Here is a 16,664-nt window from a genome sequence, read left to right on the forward strand (position 1 = left end):
GCGGGCTCAGGCGGGCGCCGCCGTCCTCGCCTTGGCGATGACCGTGTCCAGGAGGGCGAGGAGTGCGCCCCGGACGTCGGCGCGGGCACGCGCGTCGAGCATGAGGATGGGCGTCCGCGGGTCGCGCAGGTGCAGGGCCGCCCTGATCTCCCGCTCCGTGTAGGGCTGTTCGCCGTGGAAGCAGTTCGCGCCGACCACGAACGGCAGCCCCCGGCTCTCGAAGAAGTCGACGGCCGCGAAGCTGCGGTCCAGGCGCCGGGTGTCGACCAGCACGATCGCCCCGAGCGCCCCGTTCAGCAACTCGTCCCACATGAACCAGAAACGTTCCTGCCCCGGCGTGCCGAACAGGTAGAGCACGACCCCGGCGTCGTCGAGGGTGATGCGGCCGAAGTCCATCGCCACGGTGGTCGCCGTCTTCGACTCGATGCCGTCGAGGTCGTCGACGCCGACTCCCGCGGCCGTGAGCCGCTCCTCCGTGCGCAGGGGTTCTATCTCGGAGACCGTCTCCACCAGGGTCGTCTTCCCGACGCCGAAACCCCCGGCGATCAAGATCTTGACGGGGGCCGCTTCCTGGGCAGGGGTGTCATATCCGGGCAAGGTTGTCCCTGATTCTCATGAGCAGGTGGACATTGGTGGTCTCGGCCCCCTCCAGGGGCGGCCGGTGGTGGATCAACCCGCGGTCCGCGAGTTCACCGAGGAGAAGCGTCATCGGCGTGAGACGCATCCCCATCCTCGCGGCGATTTCGGCGACCGCCCGCCCGTTCGGCTGAGGGCACATGGAGAGGACGGCCTGCCACTCGGTCGGCAGGCCGTCGTGGGCGTCCTCGGCGACGGCCGCGGTGATGGTGGTGTCCATCGTGAGAACGGTGTGCGGCGCGGCTGTACGGCCATCGGTCAAGGCGTACAGCCGCGTCCTGCGACGGCTTCCGCGCTGCGGCTCGTCGGACATTACGACGTGGCAGCCTGGGTGCGCTCCGGTGTGCCCAGCCACTCGCCCAGTGCCTGCGCGGTACGCACGGCCTCCCCGCCCAGTTCGCCGAGCCGTGCCTTGCGGGACGTCACGACGATGAGCGTGCTGCCCTCGCCGCAGCCGACGATGCACAGGTACCGGTCGTCCATCTCGACCAGCTGGCGGATCACCCGCCCGCCGTCGATCTCCCGGGATATCGCCTTCATCGTCGACGCGATGCCGGAGGACGCCGCGGCGATGCGTTCCGCCTGGGGGCGGTCCAGCAGGTAGGCGCTCAGCTTGATCCCGTCGTTGGACAGGAGCACCGCTCCCTGGATGCCGGCGATCCGGCTCAGGTTGTTGTCCAGAACGCTGTAGATCATGTCGTTCGTCGTCGTCATGGCTGATCCTGTCGGAGTTCGATTTCCACTGTCCGGGTGCCTTGTTCGTAGTCGTCCCAGGCGTCGGCCACCTCCTGGGGCGTCGCCGCGTCCGGACGGGGCGCTGTGTCCGTCGTGCGGGGCTCGCGGAGTTGCTCGGCCATATGGGTCTGCGGGATGCGCTCGGGCAGGACCGGGCGCGCGGCGCCGTCACGGGTCAGGCCGCGGGTCACCCGGTCCAGAGCGGGACGGTCGGGAGCCGGCCGGTCCGGTGCCTCCAGGGCCGGTGCCCGGCGGGGCGCCGCATCGAGGGCGGGGGCCGCATGGCGGGCCGGTGCCTGCCGGACCGGCAGCGGGTCCGCCACGTGCAGCACCAGTTCGGGCCTGTCCTCGTCGGTGCGGCGCGGAGCGGGCGTGGCCGGTGCCGCCGGGACGGCGGGGGCGGCCACGGGCTCACGCTCGCGCTCGGTGGGGACGAGAAGCTCTCGGGGGATGATCACTACGGCGGAGGTGCCGCCGTACACCGAGCGGCGCAGCGTGACGGTGGCCCCGAGCTGGTCGGCGAGGTGGCCGACCACGAAGAGGCCCAGCCGGTGCGCGTTCTCCGCGAGGACGGAGTACGGCGGAGCCGAGTGCAGGCGGCCGTTCATCTCCTCGTACGTCGCGGCCGTCACACGCGGACCGCGGTCCTCGATCTCGACCAACAGGCCGTCGGCCACCAGCTCCGCCCGGATGACGACCTTCGAGCGCGGCGGGGAGAACCGGGTGGCGTTGTCCAGCAGCTCCGCCAGGAGGTGGCTGATCTGGCTGATCACCCGGGGTTCCACGCTGATCTCGTCCAGCGCCTGCCGTTCGATCCGCCGGAACTCCTCGACCTCCGCGGCGGCCTCGCGCAGCAGGTCGGCGACGCGCATGGGCTCGGTGTGCGGGTCGGGGATCTCGCCACCGGCGAGGATGAGCAGGTTCTCGATCTGGCGTCGCATACCCACCGTCAACTGGTCGGATCGCATCAGCTGGGCCAGCAGCGCCTCGTCGCCGCCGAAGGTGTCCTGAAGCTCCTCGGTGAGGGTGAGCTGGCGGCTGACCAGGTTCCCGGTCCGGGAGGCGATACCGGCCGCGAACATGCCGAAGCCGTGACGTTCCGCCGCCAGCTGCCGGTGCCCGTCGACGGACACGGCCACGACCCGGGCGAACGCGTCGCTGACCCGGCCCACCTCGTCCTGCTCGCCGCGGACCGCGGGCAGCGCCTCGGCGTCGACGGGCTGCCCCTGCTGGAGCCGGGCCACGACGTCCGGCAGCGTCTCCTCGGCGATGGTCACCGTACGGGCGTGCAGCACCCGCAGGCGGCGCAGCACCGAGCGGGTGGTGAGCACGACGACGACCGTGACGAACAACAGCGCGCCGCCGCTGCCCGCGATCAGCCACGTGACCTCGGACTCGAGCTCCGACGCCTTGGCGTCGCCGTGTTCGAGCAGCGCCCGCGTACGGTCCGTGTTGAGCGCGTCCAGCTGGGCCGACCACTTCTGGTGCGCGGCCGTCCAGGCGGTGATGCCACGCGGCAGTTTCACGCCGGCGTCGGTGTCCTTGTGGTCGGACAGGATCTGGTTCTCGATACGGGTCTTGGTCTGCCACGCCTCCGACCCGGCGATCGCGGTGAAGCGGTCGGCCTCCTCCGTGGGAAGGAACGGCACGATCCACCGGTCGTACAGATGGCGGTGAGCCCCCACCGCGTTCACGAAGTCGGCGAACCGACGCGTGGTCAGCTCCCGGGACGGCCCGGCCAGCGCCAGGAACGTGTCCTCCTGGGCCACCATCTCCGCCGCGGAGAACATGGTGATGACGACACGGCTCTCCTGGGTGAGGCCCGCGTCGTCCGTGTGGCTGAACCCGTCCTGGAAGTAGCGGATCATCTGGCTGATCAGATCGCTGTAGAAGACGATCACGCTGTCGGCGCTGCCGATCCGGGCCTCCGCGCGCTCGCGGTAGGCGTCCAGGTCGTCGAGGCCCTTCATGACCTCCAGGAGGCGGCGTTCCGACTCCTCGGTACCCGGACCCGCCGCGGCCGACGCCCGGCGGAAGGCGTCCGCGGCCGCGTCCGTGGCGGCGCGCCGGGTGCGTACCGCTTCCTCGGAGACGGCGGTGCCCGCCCACCGCGCGGCGGTCATCGTCCGTTCGGCCTGCATCTCGACCATGAGCGTGTGCAGCGGAGGACCGATCCGCTCACCCGCCGCCACATCGGCGCGAAGGTGCCCGGACTGCGCCAGCAGCCGTTCCGCGGTCACGGCGACCTGGGTGCCCATCGCCATGGTGGGAACCAGCGCCAGCAGGATGAGCAGCGTACGGAGGCGCACGGAGCGCCGCCGACGATGGGTCGGCGGAACGCGTGGACCTTCGGGTTCTATGGAAGACATCAGCCCTCGGGAGCGGGGAGCGGGGACAGACCGGCAACCGGGACCGGCACAGCCCTGGGGGAGGGCATGGGGGACGGCCGGTCCGGCTTCGGTGACGCGTGCGGGTGCCGATCATAACCAGCCAAGTCGAGTAACGGAGAGGTTGCTTCCGAATCTGGAACGTGGTATTTGCTCCGGTTGCGTTGCGATAAAGGGGCCCCGTCCACAGTCCAACCGGTACGGAGTACACCCGTGTTGGGGGTGCGCTGAAGCGGACCGATCGGACAGATCAGGCCACTTATGAGTGTTTGGGGACGCTTCGGCCGGTGGTGCTGACGAACCGTCGGTGCACCACCGGCCGAAAACGGGCACGTGGGGAGGAAGGCCTCAGACGCTCAACGCGGCCGACACGACCGACCGCGCCTCCTCCTGCACACGCGTCAGGTGATCGGGGCCGAGGAACGACTCGGCGTACACCTTGTAGACGTCCTCGGTGCCCGAAGGACGGGCGGCGAACCAGGCGTTCTCGGTGGTCACCTTGATGCCGCCGATGGCCGCCCCGTTGCCGGGAGCCTCCGTGAGCACGGACGTGATCGGCTCCCCGGCGAGGGTGTCGGCGGTCACCTGGGAGGGGGAGAGGCGGCTGAGGACGGCCTTCTCCTCCCGGGTCGCGGGCGCGTCGATCCGGGCGTACGCCGGTTCACCGAACCGCGAGGTGAGCGACGCGTAGTGCTCGCTGGGCGTCCGCCCCGTCACGGCCAGGATCTCGGACGCGAGCAACGCCAGGACGATGCCGTCCTTGTCGGTGGTCCACACCGAGCCGTCCCGGCGCAGGAAGGAGGCGCCGGCGGACTCCTCACCGCCGAAGCCGAGCGTCCCGCCGGCCAGTCCGTCCACGAACCACTTGAAACCGACGGGAACTTCGACCAGCCGACGCCCGAGATCGGCGGCCACCCGGTCGATCATGCCGGACGACACCAGCGTCTTGCCGACCCCGGCATCGGCCGGCCACTGCTCACGGTGGCGGTACAGATAGGCGATGGCGGCGGCGAGGTAGTGATTGGGGTTCATCAGTCCGCCGTCCGGGGTGACGATGCCGTGCCGGTCGGCGTCCGCGTCGTTGCCCGTGGCGATCTGGAACCGGTCGCGCCCCTCGATCAGCGACGCCATCGCGTACGGGGAAGAACAGTCCATCCGGATCTTTCCGTCCCAGTCCAGGGTCATGAACCGCCACGTGGGATCCGTGACAGGGTTGACCACCGTCAGGTCCAGCCGGTGTTCCTCGGCGATCCGGCCCCAGTACGCGACGGACGCGCCGCCCAGCGGATCCGCCCCGATCCGAACGCCCGCCGCCCGCACGGCGTCCAGGTCGAGCACGGAGGGCAGGTCCCGTACGTAGGCGCCGAGGAAGTCGTACCGCCCCGTCGTCGGGGCCGCCAGCGCCCGGGCGTAGGGCAGCCGCCGTACGTCCTTCAGGCCACCCGTCATGATCTCGTTGGCCCGCTCCTGGATCCACCCGGTCGCCTCCGATCCGGCGGGCCCCCCGTTCGGCGGGTTGTACTTGAAACCGCCGTCGGCCGGCGGATTGTGCGACGGGGTGACCACCACGCCGTCGGCCAGGCCGGAGGCACGGCCTCGATTGTGGGTGAGGATGGCGTGCGACACCGCCGGGGTGGGCGTGTAGCCGTCGGCGGTGTCGACGAGGACGGTCACGCCGTTGGCCGCGAACACCTCCACCGCGGTCACCCGGGCCGGCTCCGACAGGGCGTGGGTGTCCGCTCCCAGGAACAGCGGCCCGTCGATGCCCTGTCCGGCCCGGTACTCGCAGATCGCCTGACTCGTCGCGGCGATGTGGTCCTCGTTGAAGGCTCCGGCGAGGGACGACCCGCGGTGCCCGGACGTACCGAAGGCCACGCGCTGGGCCGGCTCCGCCGGATCGGGGTGCAGGGCGTAGTACGCGGTCACCAGCCGGGCCACATCGATGAGGTCTTCCGGCCGCGCCGGCCGCCCCGCGCGCTCGTTGGGCATCCGTCCACTCCTCCATGTCCGTCGGGACAACCTGTTGGTGCGATCAGTTACGAGAGCGATGATCGCCCGTCGACCGCGGTTCCTGCGACTGCCCCTCCGCAGGCATCCGCAAGGGCGTTCCCGTCGGGCATGCCCAGTGCGGCGCCGGGCACCCGCACCGCATGGCAATTTTGCGAAAGTTGGCTCGTCCGCTGCTGGCCTCCACCTTCGTCACCGGAGGTCTGCACACCTGGCGCGACCCCAAGGCCGCTGCTCCGGTGGCCGAACCGGTGATCCGGCCCGTCGCCGCACGGATCCCGGCGCTGCCCGACGACCCCGAGAAGCTGGTACGGGTCAACAGCGCCGTCCAGGTCGGTGCGGGAGTGCTGTTCGCCGCGGGCCGCTTCCCGCGCCTCGCCGCGCTCGCTCTGGCCACCACCCTGGTCCCGACGACGCTCGCCGCGCACGCGTACTGGACGGTGGAGGACCCGGAGGAGCGGGCCCGGCAGCGGATCCACTTCTTCAAGAACGTCTCCATGCTGGGCGGCCTGCTGATCGCGGTCGCCGACACGCACGCCAAGCCGTCGCTGGCCTACCGCGTCAAGAACACCGGCTAGCCGGCCGTCCGTGGCGGAGGCAGCATGGCCCACCGGATCGTCCTGGTCAGCGCGTGCCCGGACGCCCGAACGACGGTTTCCTCCACACCCGGCAGACGAGGCAGGCCCAGCGGCCGCCGCGCCCACAGCGGAAGCGTGGACACCGCGTTCGCGGCGAGGACGGCGTACGGGGGCCGGGCGACCCACGGCAGGGGCGGGTGGAGCAGGATGAACCGGGCGGCCTCCCGCGCCTCCCGGGTGGCGCGCAGCTCCGGGCGGTACGCGGCCAGCCGCTCGGCCAGCCCGGCCCGGTCGCGCGGCGGGTCGACGACCCCGAGCGCGGCCGCCACGCGCGCGGTGTCGGCGATGTAGGCGTCGCAGCCCGCCGCGTCCAGCGGATGCGCGCCGTAGCGCTGGTGGGCGGTCAGGAAGCTGTCGACCTCGGCGACGTGCACCCAGCCCAGGAGGTGCGGATCGGCGGCGTGGTACGCCTCCCCGGCGGCGGTCGTCCCGCGTACCCCCTCGTGCACGGCCCGCACCTGGTCCACCGCCCGCTGCGCGTCGTCCGCGGTGCCGTACGTCGTCACCGCGAGGAACGTGCTGGTCCGCTGGAGCCGCCCCCACGGGTCGCCCCGGTAGCCGGAGTGGGCGGCCACCGCGGCCATCGCCAGCGGGTGCAGCGACTGCATCAGCAGCGCCCTCAGCCCGCCGATGAACATCGACGCGTCGCCGTGGACCTGGCGGATCGGCCGGTCCGCCCCGAACCAACGGGGCCCTGGCGTGCCGTGTATCCGGGCGCGGTTGACCGGCCCGGAGGGACCTGCGACACGGGCGAACAGGCCCCGGCCCACACGCTCCCGAAGGGTGTCCATGCGGCAAGTATCCGCCCGGACCCGGTGCACCGGGAGAGCCCGGCAGGTCACTGGAGGGCGCGGACCGCCGCGGCGAACACCGATGGCATCCGGGCGGCCGCCGGAACGACCAGCCGCGCCGTGTCCCGCCGGCAGCCGACCCGCACCAGCGCCTCGGTCAGCAGCCGGTGCCTGCGCGACAGCCGCCGCCACTCCCGCTCGTACGCCTCCGGCAGCCCCGCCCGCAGGCACCGCACCGCCGCCTCCGCCGACGCCAGCGCCAGGGAGATGCCCTCGCCGGTGAGCGCGTCCACGTATCCGGCGGCGTCCCCGACGAGCAGCACCCGCCCGGCCACCCTGCCCCGGACCCGCTGCCGCAGCGGCCCGGCACCCCGTACGGCCGTCATCGCCGCGCCGGACCCCAGGCGGGCCGCCAGCTCCGGGAAGTGGCCCAGGTGCAGGTCGTAGGAGCGTTTCGCCGTGCTCAGCAGGGCCACCCCCACCAGGTCGTCCGCGACCGGGGTCACATACGCCTCACCGGTGCCGCCGGCCGACCAGTGCACCTCGACGAAGTCCGACCACGGCGCCATGCGGTAGTGCCGCCGCAGGCCGAACCGGCGGGTCCGCCGGTCCGGCAGCTCCAGGCCGAGGTCCCGGCGGACGGGGGAGTGCAGGCCGTCCGCCGCGACGAGCCACCGCGCCCGCAGCCCCGCCGCGCTCACCGCGTCCGCACCCTGCCGGACGCCGCCGACCCTGCCGGGCAGGACCCGCACCCCCAGGTCGGCGGCCCGCCGGGCCAGCGCGTCGCTCAGCACGGTCCGCCGCACGCCCAGCCCGGTGCCGTCACGGAACCCGGCCTCGGCACGGTGCGCGGCGTCCACGTACCGGATGCCGCGCAGCTCATGACCGGCCGGGGTGACACCGAGGGCGGCCAGGGACCGCACACCGCTCGGCATCACCCCTTCGCCGCACGCCTTGTCCACCGGCCCCGGACGCGGCTCGATCACGACGGCTTCCATGCCGTGCAGCGCGGCGTGGATCGCCGTGGCCAGGCCCGCGGGCCCGCCCCCCGCCACGAGCACGTCGATCACCGCGGCCCGCCCCGGGAGCCGGCCGGCACCGGCGCGCCACCGGCGCCCGCGGCCCCGTAACCGAGCGCCGCTTCCTCGCAACGGATGCGCACACCGAGCAGCACCGCGTTGAGCGCCGTGAAGAGCGCGGCCGTCAGCCACGCGCCATGGACCAGCGGCAGCGCGAGGCCCTCGGCCACCACCGCCACATAGTTCGGGTGCCGCAGCCACCGGTACGGTCCACCGGCCACCAGGGGCAGCCCGGGAACCACCAGGACCCGGGTGTTCCAGCGCGGCCCCAGGGTCCGTACGCACCACCAGCGCAGCCCCTGCGCCGCGACGACCACGGCCGCCATGGTCCAGCCGAGCCCCGGGTGGAACGGCCGCTCCAGCGCCCATACTTCGGCCAGGCAGCCGGCCAGCAGCCCGGTGTGGAGCACCACCATCACGGGGTAGTGCCCGCGCCCGGACTCGACCGCTCCACGGGCCAGACTCCACCGCGCGTTGCGACGGGCGACCACGAGCTCGGCCACGCGTTCCACGCCGACGGCCACCACCAGCAGGGTGTACCAGACCATCTGTCTCTCCCGTTCCTCACCAGCGCAGCAGGACCAGTTCGGTGCAGAAACCCGGCCCCATGGCGAGCAGCAGCCCCGGGGTGCCGGGCGGCGGCGCCGCCGCCAGGGTGTCGCGAAGGACGTGCAGCACGGACGCCGACGACAGGTTGCCGACCGCCGCGAGCGACCGCCGGCTCACAGCGAGGGCACCGTCCGGCAGATCGAGCGCCTCCGCCACCGCGTCGAGGACCTTCGGTCCGCCGGCGTGGCTCACCCACGCGGTCACATCGCCGCGGCCCAGCCCGTGGTCGGCCAGGAAGGCGTCGACGTCGTCGGCGAGGTTCTTGCGCACCACGTCCGGCACGGCCGGATCGAGGACGACGCGGAAGCCCGAACCGGTGATGTCCCAGCCCAGCAGCCGCTCGGTGTCCGGGTAGAGCCGGCTGCGGCCGGCCACCACGGTCGGTCCGTCGCCTCCGGCCGCCGCCGTGTGCCGTCGGGACCCCAGACCCACGACGGCCGCGGCACCGTCGCCGAACAGCGCGGTCGCGATCAGCTGGGACGGCGAGGGGTCGGCCCGCTGAAGGGTCAGTGAGCACAACTCGACCGAGAGCAGCACGGCGACGTCGTCCGGCCGGCCCAGCAGATAGTCGTGCAGCCGGGAGATCCCCGCCGCACCGGCCACACAGCCCAGGCCGAAGAGCGGCAGCCGTCTGACGTCCGGCCGCAGCCCGAGCCGCCCGACGAGCAGGGCGTCCACGGACGGCGCCGCGATGCCGGTCACCGAGGTGAATATCAGCAGGTCCACGTCCCGCGGCGACAGACCCGCCTCGCGCAGCGCCCCGGCGACCGCCTCCGCGCCCAGCTCCACGGCACCGGTGATGAACGCGTCGTTGGCCGCGCCGAAGCCGTCCAGCTCGCCGTACCGGTCCAGCGGGAGCACCGTATGGCGCGAGCGCACCCCGGTGGCGTCGTGCAGCCGGTCGAGTGCGCGCCGGTCGGCCCCGGCCGGCAGGCAGTGCCGGGCCGCCATGTCGGCGAGGTCCCGCTGGCTGTGCCGGTGCGGAGGCAGGGCTCCGTGAACGGCGGCGATCCGGGTCATCAGCGCTCCTGGTCGGGGACATCGGTCCCCCATGTGTGCCCTCACGCCGTGTCGCCGTACCGCATGTTCGCCCGCCCGGCGCCGTGGGCACCTACGCTCGGGCCGTGGACGTCACCGACCGGACCGCCTCGGCACGCACCGGTGCCGCCGGCGGCCTACTGATGGCCTGTCACCCCGGCCCGACCGCGGCCGTCACCGTGCTGGTGACGGTACTGGCGGCGGCGGCCGGGCACGACGGGCGCGGCTGCCTGCTGGTCGCCGCAGCGGTGCTGGCGGGCCAGCTGTCGGTCGGCTGGTGCAACGACGCCGTCGACGCCGCCCGTGACCGGGCCACCGGGCGGTACGGCAAACCGGTGGTGGCCGGAGCCGTCCGCGCGACGACCGTCTGGAGCGCGGCCGGCGTGGCGCTGGGGCTCGCCGTGCCGCTGTCGCTCGCCTGCGGTCCGCTCGCGGGCGGGGTCCACCTCGCCGGTGTCGGCGCGGCGTGGGCCTACAACCTGGGAGTGAAGGCGACGACGCTGTCCTGGCTGCCGTACGCGGTCGGCTTCGCCGCCCTGCCCGCGTTCGTCGCGCTGAGCCTGCCGGGCAGTCCCCGGCCGGACTGGTGGGTCGTCGTCTCCGGGGCGCTGCTCGGCGTGGGGGCGCACCTGGGCAATGTCCTTCCGGACATCCCGTCGGATCTCGCCGTCGGGGTACGCGGCTGGCCGCAACGCCTCGGACCGGCACGGGTACGGCTGTTGCTGCCGGTTCCGCTGGTGGCGGCCTCCGCGGTCCTGGTCTTCGGCGGGCCCGCCGGGGACGGCGTCGTGGGCCCGGCCGCCGTGGCCGTGGCGGTGGCCCTGGCCGTGGGCGCCACCGTCGCCGGCCGCCGCCGGGCCCAGCTGCCGTTCATCGCGGCGATCGCCGTGGCGGGCGTCGATGTGGCCGTGCTGGTGTGGCAGGGCGCCGCGATCACCTGACCGACCGGGCGGCCGGATCGACGGGCGGCGGTGCCGCGGGGGTGGCCGCCCGCGGCAGGCGGCGGGGCGTGTGCCCCGGCTCCGGCGGACACGACGACGTGACCACCGGCGCTGGTACCCGTCGGGTGAGAGCAGGCCCCCCGCTGGGGCCCCGGGCCCCCAAGCCGGTCCCGGCGAGGCGCCCTACGGCCCGCCGGCGGGCCCCTTCTGCCCGAGCCGGACGAGGAAATACCTGATGAGGCGGGCGGCGGTCACGGTGCCCAGGAGCTGCACCCGGCCGCCTCCGTCGCGTTCCACCACCGCGACCAGCGGGCTGTGCGTACGGGTCATCAGCGCCGCGACCTCCATCGGGGTGGCGTCCGGCCCGACGTACGGGGGCGGGAACAGCCGCCGCGGCACCCACTCGGCGACCGTGAGCCCCGCCAGCCGCTCGGCGATCTCCGTATCGATCCGGTCCCCGGCGGAGGAGGCGAGGAGCGGGTCGTCGACCGCGTAGGCGGGTACCAGCTGCCGCAGGAGCTGCGAGCCGGGCACGATGGCGTGCGGCAGCCCGTCCGCGTCCAACACCAGCAGGGCCGGCAGGGAGTTCTCCGCCAGCAGCCGGGCGGCCTCCAGGGCGTCGTCGTCGGTCGTGACGTACGGATAGGGCTCAGCCAGATCGTAGGCACGCATAATGGCCCACCTCGCCGCCGGGACGGGACACCTCCACGACTCCAACCTAGGCCCGGCGGCCGGACCCCGCCTGTCGGAGCCGTCGGTCCGCGGGCCTCCCGGGGCGGCGGCGTCAGGCGCGCGGCGTGCGCGGCTGCTCGGCGCCCTCCGCCTTCTTCTCCTTGATCCGGACCGCTTCCTTCCGGACCTCGGCCTGGATCGCGCGCTCCCGCACCAGCCACTCGGGGCTCTCGGCCTTCAGCTCCTCGATCTGCTCGGTGGTCAGCGGCTCGGTGATGCCGCCCCGCGCGAGACCGGAGATGGAGACGCCCAGCTTGGCCGCGACCACCGGGCGGGGGTGCGGGCCGCTGCGGCGCAGTTCACGCAGCCACTCGGGCGGATCGGCCTGGAGCGCGTCGAGTTCTGCGCGGGAGACGACACCCTCCTGGAACTCGGCGGGGGTGGCCTCGAGGTACACACCCAGCTTCTTCGCCGCCGTGGCGGGCTTCATGGTCTGGGTGGTCTGGTGCGACTTCATGTGTCAAGGGTATCGAGCGTGTGCACGACCTCCGACCACGACCGGTAACCTGGCGGGGTGACAGGCTCGGATGTATCCCCTTCGTTCCGGCTCGCCTACGTCCCGGGTGTGACGCCGACCAAGTGGGTGCGGATCTGGAACGAGCGGCTGCCCGGCGTCCCGCTGACCCTTGTGCAGGTGCCCGCCGCCGAAGCGGCCGGCATGCTGCGGGCCGGCGACGCCGACGCGGGTCTGGTGCGGTTGCCGATCGACCGGACGGACCTCAGCGCGATCCCCCTCTACACCGAGACCACGGTGGTCGTGATCCCCAAGGACCACCTCGTGGCCGCCGTCGACGAGGTGTCCGCCGAGGACCTCGCCGACGAGGTCGTCCTGCACCCCCTCGACGACACCCTCGGGTGGGAGCGCCCGCCGGGACTGCCCGCGCTGGAGCGCCCCGCCACGACGGCGGACGCCATCGAGCTGGTCGCGGCGGGGATCGGGCTGCTCGTCGTCCCCCAGTCGCTCGCCCGGCTGCACCACCGCAAGGACCTCACGTACCGGCCGCTGACGGACGCCCCCCAGTCGCGCGTCGCGCTGTCCTGGCCGGAGGAGGAGACGACCGACCTGGTGGAGCACTTCATCGGGATCGTCCGCGGGCGGACCGTCAACAGCACTCGGGGCCCGCAGACCCCGGCCCAGCCGAAGGACAAGCGGCCCGACAAGGGCGCAGCCGCCGCCCGGCGGAAGCCCACGGCCGGCAAACCGGCCGGCAAGAGCCCCCGGAGCGGCTCCGGCGCGGCCAAGGCCGGCAAGCGCGGCAAACCCCGCCGCCGGTCGTAGCCCCACGGCCCCTGACGTCCCGCGTGCCCGTCCGATGGGGCACGCGCTGTCATGCCCATGGTGCATCCGCGCCGATGTACCGCATATTCGCTGTCTTCCACGGCCTCCCGGAGGCGAGAATGCGGCATCTCGAACGGGAGGAACACATGAGCCAGGCATACCTGACTCTCCATCAGCTGCTGCCGCCGCAGGAACTGGCGACGGCGCTCGACGCCGGGCACGTCACCCGCAAGGCACACCCCGAACTGCCGCTGTCCATCTACACGTACACACGGGCGTGCCAGTACGAGCGGAACTGGAACCGCGTCACCGTCCGCTGCCGCGGACTCGTCGCCGACGACACCACCGGCGAGGTCGTCGCGCTGCCCCTGCCGAAGTTCTTCAACGTCGGCGAGCACGAGGCCGGTCAGCCGTACGCCCCCGCGCTGCCCGACGAGCCGTTCGAGGTGTACGACAAGGTCGACGGCAGCCTCGCCGTGGTCTTCCACTACGCGGGCCGGTGGCGGGTCGCGTCCAAGGGGTCGTTCATCAGCACGCAGGCCACCTGGGCGCAGCGCCGGCTCGACGGGAAGGACACCTCGGCCCTCACCCCGGGGGTGACCTACCTGGCGGAGATCCTCTACCCCGAGAACCGCATCGTCGTGGACTACGGCGACCGCCGGGACCTGGTGCTGCTCGCCGCCTTCGCCAAGGACGGCACGGAGATACCCCTGGCCGACGCCGCCCCCGCCTGGGAGCCCATCGGTTCCGTGGTCACGGTCCGCCCGCCCATGCCGCTCGCCGAGCTGGTGGCGCTGACCGAGTCGAACACCCTGCCCGGCGGCCGGACCGCCACCGGGACGGACGCGGAGGGTTTCGTCCTGCGCTTCGCGTCGGGGATACGGGCGAAGGCCAAACTGTCGGAGTACGTACGCCTCCACAAGGTGCTGACGGGCGTCACCGAGCGGGACATCTGGCGCAGCCATGGTGTCCAGCGCTTTTCCCATCTGCCCGCCAAGCAGGTGGGCCAGGTGCTGGGCTGCTCGGAGGCCGACATCACCGCGTCCGGTGGCCGTCCGCTCGACGCCCTGCTGGAGCAGGTGCCGGACGAGTTCGACGCCTGGGTGCGCGAGGTGATCGCCCGGATCGAGAAGGACGTGGCGGACCGGGAGCGTGCCATCGACGACGCGTACGGGACCCTCGCCCCGCTCGGCGGCGACCGCGCCGCCTTCGCCCGCGCGGTGAAGGCCCTGTCCGACGCGGCCGTCCGCCCCGCCATGTTCCTGCGCCTGGACGGACGTCCGACGGAACTCGCCACCTACCGTTCCGTACGGCCGGCGGCGTCCGACCCCTTCAAGAACGACGAGGAGAACTGACCGGTGCCCGTAGTACATGTCATGACGGGCCTGCCCGCATCGGGGAAGACGACCGAGGCACGCAGACTGCAGGCGGAGTCCTGCGGCCGGATGCGCCGGGTCAACCTCGACGACCTGCGCACGATGCTCGACATCCCGTCCCCCGAAGGAGAGCGGAACTCGTACGCGCACGAGCAGACGGTCCTTGCGATCCAGGACGCGGCGGTCCGGGCGGCCGTCGACGACGGCTTCGACGTCGTCGTGGACAACACCCATCTGACGCCGCACATCCCCAAGCGGCTCAAGGCCGCCGTGCACGGCCTGGCCACCTTCGTCGTGCACGACTTCACCGGGGTCCCGGTGGAGGAGTGCATACGGCGTGACGGCGAGCGGGAACGCTCCGTCGGAGAGGACATCATCCGGATCCTGGCCGACAAGCACCTCAAGGCCAGGAAGGGAGGGTGGCAGCTCACCGACGCCTGGCTGAACGACCAGCCGCCGGTGGAGCCGTACGCCGCCGACCCGGCGCTGCCGTCCGCGGTCATGTGCGACATCGACGGCACCCTGGCGCTGAGGGGGGACCGCGGTCCGTACGACTTCACCCGGTGCGACGAGGACCTGCTCAACGTCTCGGTGCGGCAGGCCCTCGACTCCTTCCGGCGCGCCGACGACGACGTCATCGTGCTGCTCTCCGGGCGGGGCGAGGAGCACCGCGAGAAGACGGAGGAGTGGCTGCGGCGCCACCGAGTGCCGTACGACGAGCTGTGGATGCGGGCCGCGGGTGACCAGCGGCGCGACGACGTCGTGAAGGCCGAGCTCTTCGACCGGCACGTCCGCCACCGCTTCGCGGTACGGGTCTCCCTGGACGACCGCGACCGCGTGGTCGCCGTCTGGCGCCGCATGGGCCTGCCGACGTGGCAGGTCAACTACGGCGCGTTCTGAGCGGATACGCCGAGGTGTGCGCTCCGGTGCTGCTCAGCGCCGGGCGCATGCCCAGGCGCCCATGCCCTGCATCGCGGCGAGCCTCCGGGCCGTGGCGATCTGCTCGGCCTTGGTGGCCAGGTCGGCGCGCGGCGCGTACTTCAGGCCGCCCGCGGCCACCCAGCTGGACTGCTTGAACTGCAGCCCGCCGTAATGCCCGTTGCCCGTATTGGCGTCCCAGTCGCCGTTGGACTCGCACTTGGCGATGGCGTCCCAGTCCACACGTCCGCCAGGACGGGGCGCGGCGGCCTCGGAGGCGGGAGCGCCGAGCATCAGGAGGGCCGATGCGCACAGCGCCGTCGTGACGAGCCTGCCGATGATGTTCCCGCTGCCGCTGATCCGGTGACAATGCATCAGGTTCCTTCTGCTCCGTCGGCTGAGTGACTACGACCGTAAGGTCGTGCGCCATCCGCGGCACGCGGTGTTGGGCCCATCGGGTTCGCGGCCCCGCGCCGTCCGGCGACGAGGCCCCGCCGGGACCAGGGACCCGGCCACCAGGCGGACTGACCAGCCATGGCCCAGGGAGGGCGGCGCAGGCGGGGCGGGGCGGTGGACTTCACGGCCCGACCGGATCCACTCGCCTCTGCGGGGGATCGCGCGCGAGCCGTACGGGGTGTCGTGCCGCGAGCAGGGTACGGCCGCCGGGTCTTCCCGGGGTGGCGCTCGGTCAGGGCCGGGAACCGGAAAGGTACTCCGCGATGCGTTCTCCCCAGGTCCGGACGTCCGCACGGCTCCGGGACACATGAAGGTCCGCGTGCAACAGCCGAGCCGCCGTTTCCGCGGTGGACAGCGGGTGGCCGGGGTCGTCCGCCCAGGCCAGGACCAGGCTCGGCAGCCGCAGCCGGGTGAGCGCCTCCGGGGGAGGCAGATCGGACCGCGCCAGGCCCCGCAGGACGGACGGCAGCACCCGCCCGTCGGGTGTCGGCGGGACGTCGGGGACATCGGCCACGACCGCGGGGCGGGGCCGGCGCGTCCGGGCGGCGCGCCAGGCGTCCGCCCCTTCCCGCTCGATCGTGTCCGCGGATTCCCGGTTGTGCCGCGCGTACGCCTCCCGCGTCGTCCAGGCGGTGGGCGGGAGGAGGAGGACCAGCCGGGAGAAGTGTTCCGGTGCCCGGACGGCGGCATGCAGCACCGTCCCGCACCCCATGGACGCGCCCATGGCGTCGACCGGCCCGCCGGCGTCCAGGTGGTCCAGCAGGGCCAGCAGGTCGTCCGCGAGGGAGGGATAGGTGTAGTCGCCGTCCACCGGGTCGCCCGTGGACCGGCCGTGGCCGCGGACGTCGTACCGGACCAGTCGCCGCCCCGCGTCCACGACCGGCGCCCAGTCGAACAGGCCCATCCGGTCCTCCGCGGCCCGGCCGGTGAAACCGCCGTGCGCGTACACCGCGAGAGGGCCCCGGCCGACGTCCTCGTAGAACAGTTCGGCCCCGCGATGGCGGAAGGTGCCTTCCTTGACCGTGTGCTCTCCCACTGGCCG

General features: G+C 73.1%; 17 protein-coding genes and 1 pseudogene. 5 read left to right on the forward strand and 13 right to left on the reverse strand.

Features of this window, described 5'->3' with window-relative positions; genetic code table 11:
- Positions 1–6: 6 nt before the first annotated feature.
- The 5 genes from ABT360_RS05615 to pgm all read right to left on the reverse strand — a co-directional run bounded on the left by ABT360_RS05615 (position 7) and on the right by pgm (position 5,747).
- Entirely contained in the window at positions 7–597 is a 591-nt protein-coding gene (locus tag ABT360_RS05615; protein WP_351811146.1) for a GTP-binding protein, read from the reverse strand.
- The gene (locus tag ABT360_RS05620; protein ID WP_351811149.1) at positions 584–949 is read right to left on the reverse strand and encodes a DUF742 domain-containing protein; all 366 of its coding nucleotides are present in this window, start codon (positions 947–949) and stop codon (positions 584–586) included. Before ABT360_RS05620 ends, ABT360_RS05615 begins: the two co-directional genes overlap by 14 nt.
- Positions 949–1,350, reverse strand: a complete 402-nt coding sequence (locus ABT360_RS05625) for a roadblock/LC7 domain-containing protein (RefSeq protein WP_351811152.1) — start codon at positions 1,348–1,350, stop codon at positions 949–951. The genes ABT360_RS05620 and ABT360_RS05625 overlap by 1 nt, the downstream gene beginning before the upstream one ends.
- A complete protein-coding gene (locus tag ABT360_RS05630) occupies positions 1,347–3,680 on the reverse strand; it encodes a sensor histidine kinase (RefSeq protein WP_351811155.1) in 2,334 nt (777 codons plus the stop codon). The genes ABT360_RS05625 and ABT360_RS05630 overlap by 4 nt, the downstream gene beginning before the upstream one ends.
- A gap of 426 nt (positions 3,681–4,106) precedes the next feature.
- Entirely contained in the window at positions 4,107–5,747 is a 1,641-nt protein-coding gene (gene pgm, locus ABT360_RS05635) for a phosphoglucomutase (alpha-D-glucose-1,6-bisphosphate-dependent) (RefSeq protein ID WP_351811159.1), read from the reverse strand.
- 161 nt (positions 5,748–5,908) lie between these two features.
- Between pgm and ABT360_RS05640 the strand changes: the two are divergent.
- Positions 5,909–6,325, forward strand: a pseudogene (locus ABT360_RS05640) (DoxX family protein); the annotation flags it as partial.
- A 14-nt stretch (positions 6,326–6,339) separates the two neighbouring features.
- Here the strand turns inward: ABT360_RS05640 and ABT360_RS05645 are convergent.
- From ABT360_RS05645 to ABT360_RS05660, 4 genes are read right to left on the reverse strand one after another with little or no spacing between them, the layout of a single operon-like run.
- Complete coding sequence (locus tag ABT360_RS05645; RefSeq protein ID WP_351811162.1) at positions 6,340–7,194, reverse strand: oxygenase MpaB family protein; 855 nt, start codon at positions 7,192–7,194, stop codon at positions 6,340–6,342.
- A 47-nt stretch (positions 7,195–7,241) separates the two neighbouring features.
- A complete protein-coding gene (locus ABT360_RS05650) occupies positions 7,242–8,264 on the reverse strand; it encodes an NAD(P)/FAD-dependent oxidoreductase (protein WP_351811165.1) in 1,023 nt (340 codons plus the stop codon).
- Positions 8,261–8,821: an isoprenylcysteine carboxyl methyltransferase family protein gene (locus ABT360_RS05655; protein ID WP_351811168.1), complete on the reverse strand. Its 561-nt coding sequence runs from the start codon at positions 8,819–8,821 to the stop codon at positions 8,261–8,263. The genes ABT360_RS05650 and ABT360_RS05655 overlap by 4 nt, the downstream gene beginning before the upstream one ends.
- Before the next feature lie 16 nt (positions 8,822–8,837).
- Positions 8,838–9,902, reverse strand: a complete 1,065-nt coding sequence (locus tag ABT360_RS05660) for a type III polyketide synthase (RefSeq protein ID WP_351811171.1) — start codon at positions 9,900–9,902, stop codon at positions 8,838–8,840.
- A gap of 104 nt (positions 9,903–10,006) precedes the next feature.
- Here ABT360_RS05660 and ABT360_RS05665 point away from each other — a divergent pair, with 104 nt between their 5' ends.
- Positions 10,007–10,861 carry a UbiA family prenyltransferase gene (locus ABT360_RS05665; protein WP_351811174.1) on the forward strand — a complete coding sequence of 285 codons (855 nt, stop codon included), beginning with the start codon at positions 10,007–10,009 and terminating at the stop codon, positions 10,859–10,861.
- Positions 10,862–11,044: 183 nt separating this feature from the next.
- Here ABT360_RS05665 and ABT360_RS05670 read toward each other — a convergent pair whose 3' ends face one another.
- Positions 11,045–11,533: a CBS domain-containing protein gene (locus tag ABT360_RS05670; RefSeq protein ID WP_351811177.1), complete on the reverse strand. Its 489-nt coding sequence runs from the start codon at positions 11,531–11,533 to the stop codon at positions 11,045–11,047.
- 112 nt (positions 11,534–11,645) lie between these two features.
- The gene (locus ABT360_RS05675; RefSeq protein ID WP_351811180.1) at positions 11,646–12,050 is read right to left on the reverse strand and encodes a DUF5997 family protein; all 405 of its coding nucleotides are present in this window, start codon (positions 12,048–12,050) and stop codon (positions 11,646–11,648) included.
- Positions 12,051–12,107: 57 nt separating this feature from the next.
- Between ABT360_RS05675 and ABT360_RS05680 the strand changes: the two genes are divergently transcribed.
- The 3 genes from ABT360_RS05680 (at position 12,108) to ABT360_RS05690 (ending at position 15,148) form a co-directional block, all read left to right on the forward strand.
- Positions 12,108–12,872, forward strand: coding sequence for a LysR family substrate-binding domain-containing protein (locus ABT360_RS05680; protein ID WP_351811183.1), 765 nt, complete (start codon positions 12,108–12,110; stop codon positions 12,870–12,872).
- A gap of 146 nt (positions 12,873–13,018) precedes the next feature.
- The gene (locus ABT360_RS05685) at positions 13,019–14,227 is read left to right on the forward strand and encodes an RNA ligase (RefSeq protein ID WP_351811186.1); all 1,209 of its coding nucleotides are present in this window, start codon (positions 13,019–13,021) and stop codon (positions 14,225–14,227) included.
- Between the two features lie 3 nt (positions 14,228–14,230).
- A complete protein-coding gene (locus ABT360_RS05690) occupies positions 14,231–15,148 on the forward strand; it encodes a phosphatase domain-containing protein (protein ID WP_351811189.1) in 918 nt (305 codons plus the stop codon).
- Positions 15,149–15,181: 33 nt separating this feature from the next.
- Here the strand turns inward: ABT360_RS05690 and ABT360_RS05695 are convergent, their stop codons facing one another.
- Positions 15,182–15,460, reverse strand: a complete 279-nt coding sequence (locus tag ABT360_RS05695) for a transglycosylase family protein (RefSeq protein ID WP_351811432.1) — start codon at positions 15,458–15,460, stop codon at positions 15,182–15,184.
- 394 nt (positions 15,461–15,854) lie between these two features.
- Complete coding sequence (locus ABT360_RS05700) at positions 15,855–16,658, reverse strand: alpha/beta fold hydrolase (protein ID WP_351811192.1); 804 nt, start codon at positions 16,656–16,658, stop codon at positions 15,855–15,857.
- Positions 16,659–16,664 lie beyond the last annotated feature (6 nt).

Source organism: Streptomyces sp. NPDC000229 (assembly GCF_040300825.1).
Taxonomy (GTDB): domain Bacteria; phylum Actinomycetota; class Actinomycetes; order Streptomycetales; family Streptomycetaceae; genus Streptomyces.

Bases quoted from the DNA above. Each gene is read 5' to 3' on its own strand.
- ABT360_RS05685 (WP_351811186.1), top strand. From the start codon at position 13,019: ATGAGCCAGGCATACCTGACTCTCCATCAGCTGCTGCCGCCGCAGGAA.
- ABT360_RS05625 (WP_351811152.1), bottom strand. From the start codon at position 1,350: ATGACGACGACGAACGACATGATCTACAGCGTTCTGGACAACAACCTG.
- ABT360_RS05660 (WP_351811171.1), bottom strand. From the start codon at position 9,902: ATGACCCGGATCGCCGCCGTTCACGGAGCCCTGCCTCCGCACCGGCAC.
- ABT360_RS05695 (WP_351811432.1), bottom strand. From the start codon at position 15,460: ATGCTCGGCGCTCCCGCCTCCGAGGCCGCCGCGCCCCGTCCTGGCGGA.
- ABT360_RS05675 (WP_351811180.1), bottom strand. From the start codon at position 12,050: ATGAAGTCGCACCAGACCACCCAGACCATGAAGCCCGCCACGGCGGCG.
- ABT360_RS05655 (WP_351811168.1), bottom strand. From the start codon at position 8,821: ATGGTCTGGTACACCCTGCTGGTGGTGGCCGTCGGCGTGGAACGCGTG.
- ABT360_RS05620 (WP_351811149.1), bottom strand. From the start codon at position 949: ATGTCCGACGAGCCGCAGCGCGGAAGCCGTCGCAGGACGCGGCTGTAC.
- ABT360_RS05670 (WP_351811177.1), bottom strand. From the start codon at position 11,533: ATGCGTGCCTACGATCTGGCTGAGCCCTATCCGTACGTCACGACCGAC.
- pgm (WP_351811159.1), bottom strand. From the start codon at position 5,747: ATGCCCAACGAGCGCGCGGGGCGGCCGGCGCGGCCGGAAGACCTCATC.
- ABT360_RS05645 (WP_351811162.1), bottom strand. From the start codon at position 7,194: ATGGACACCCTTCGGGAGCGTGTGGGCCGGGGCCTGTTCGCCCGTGTC.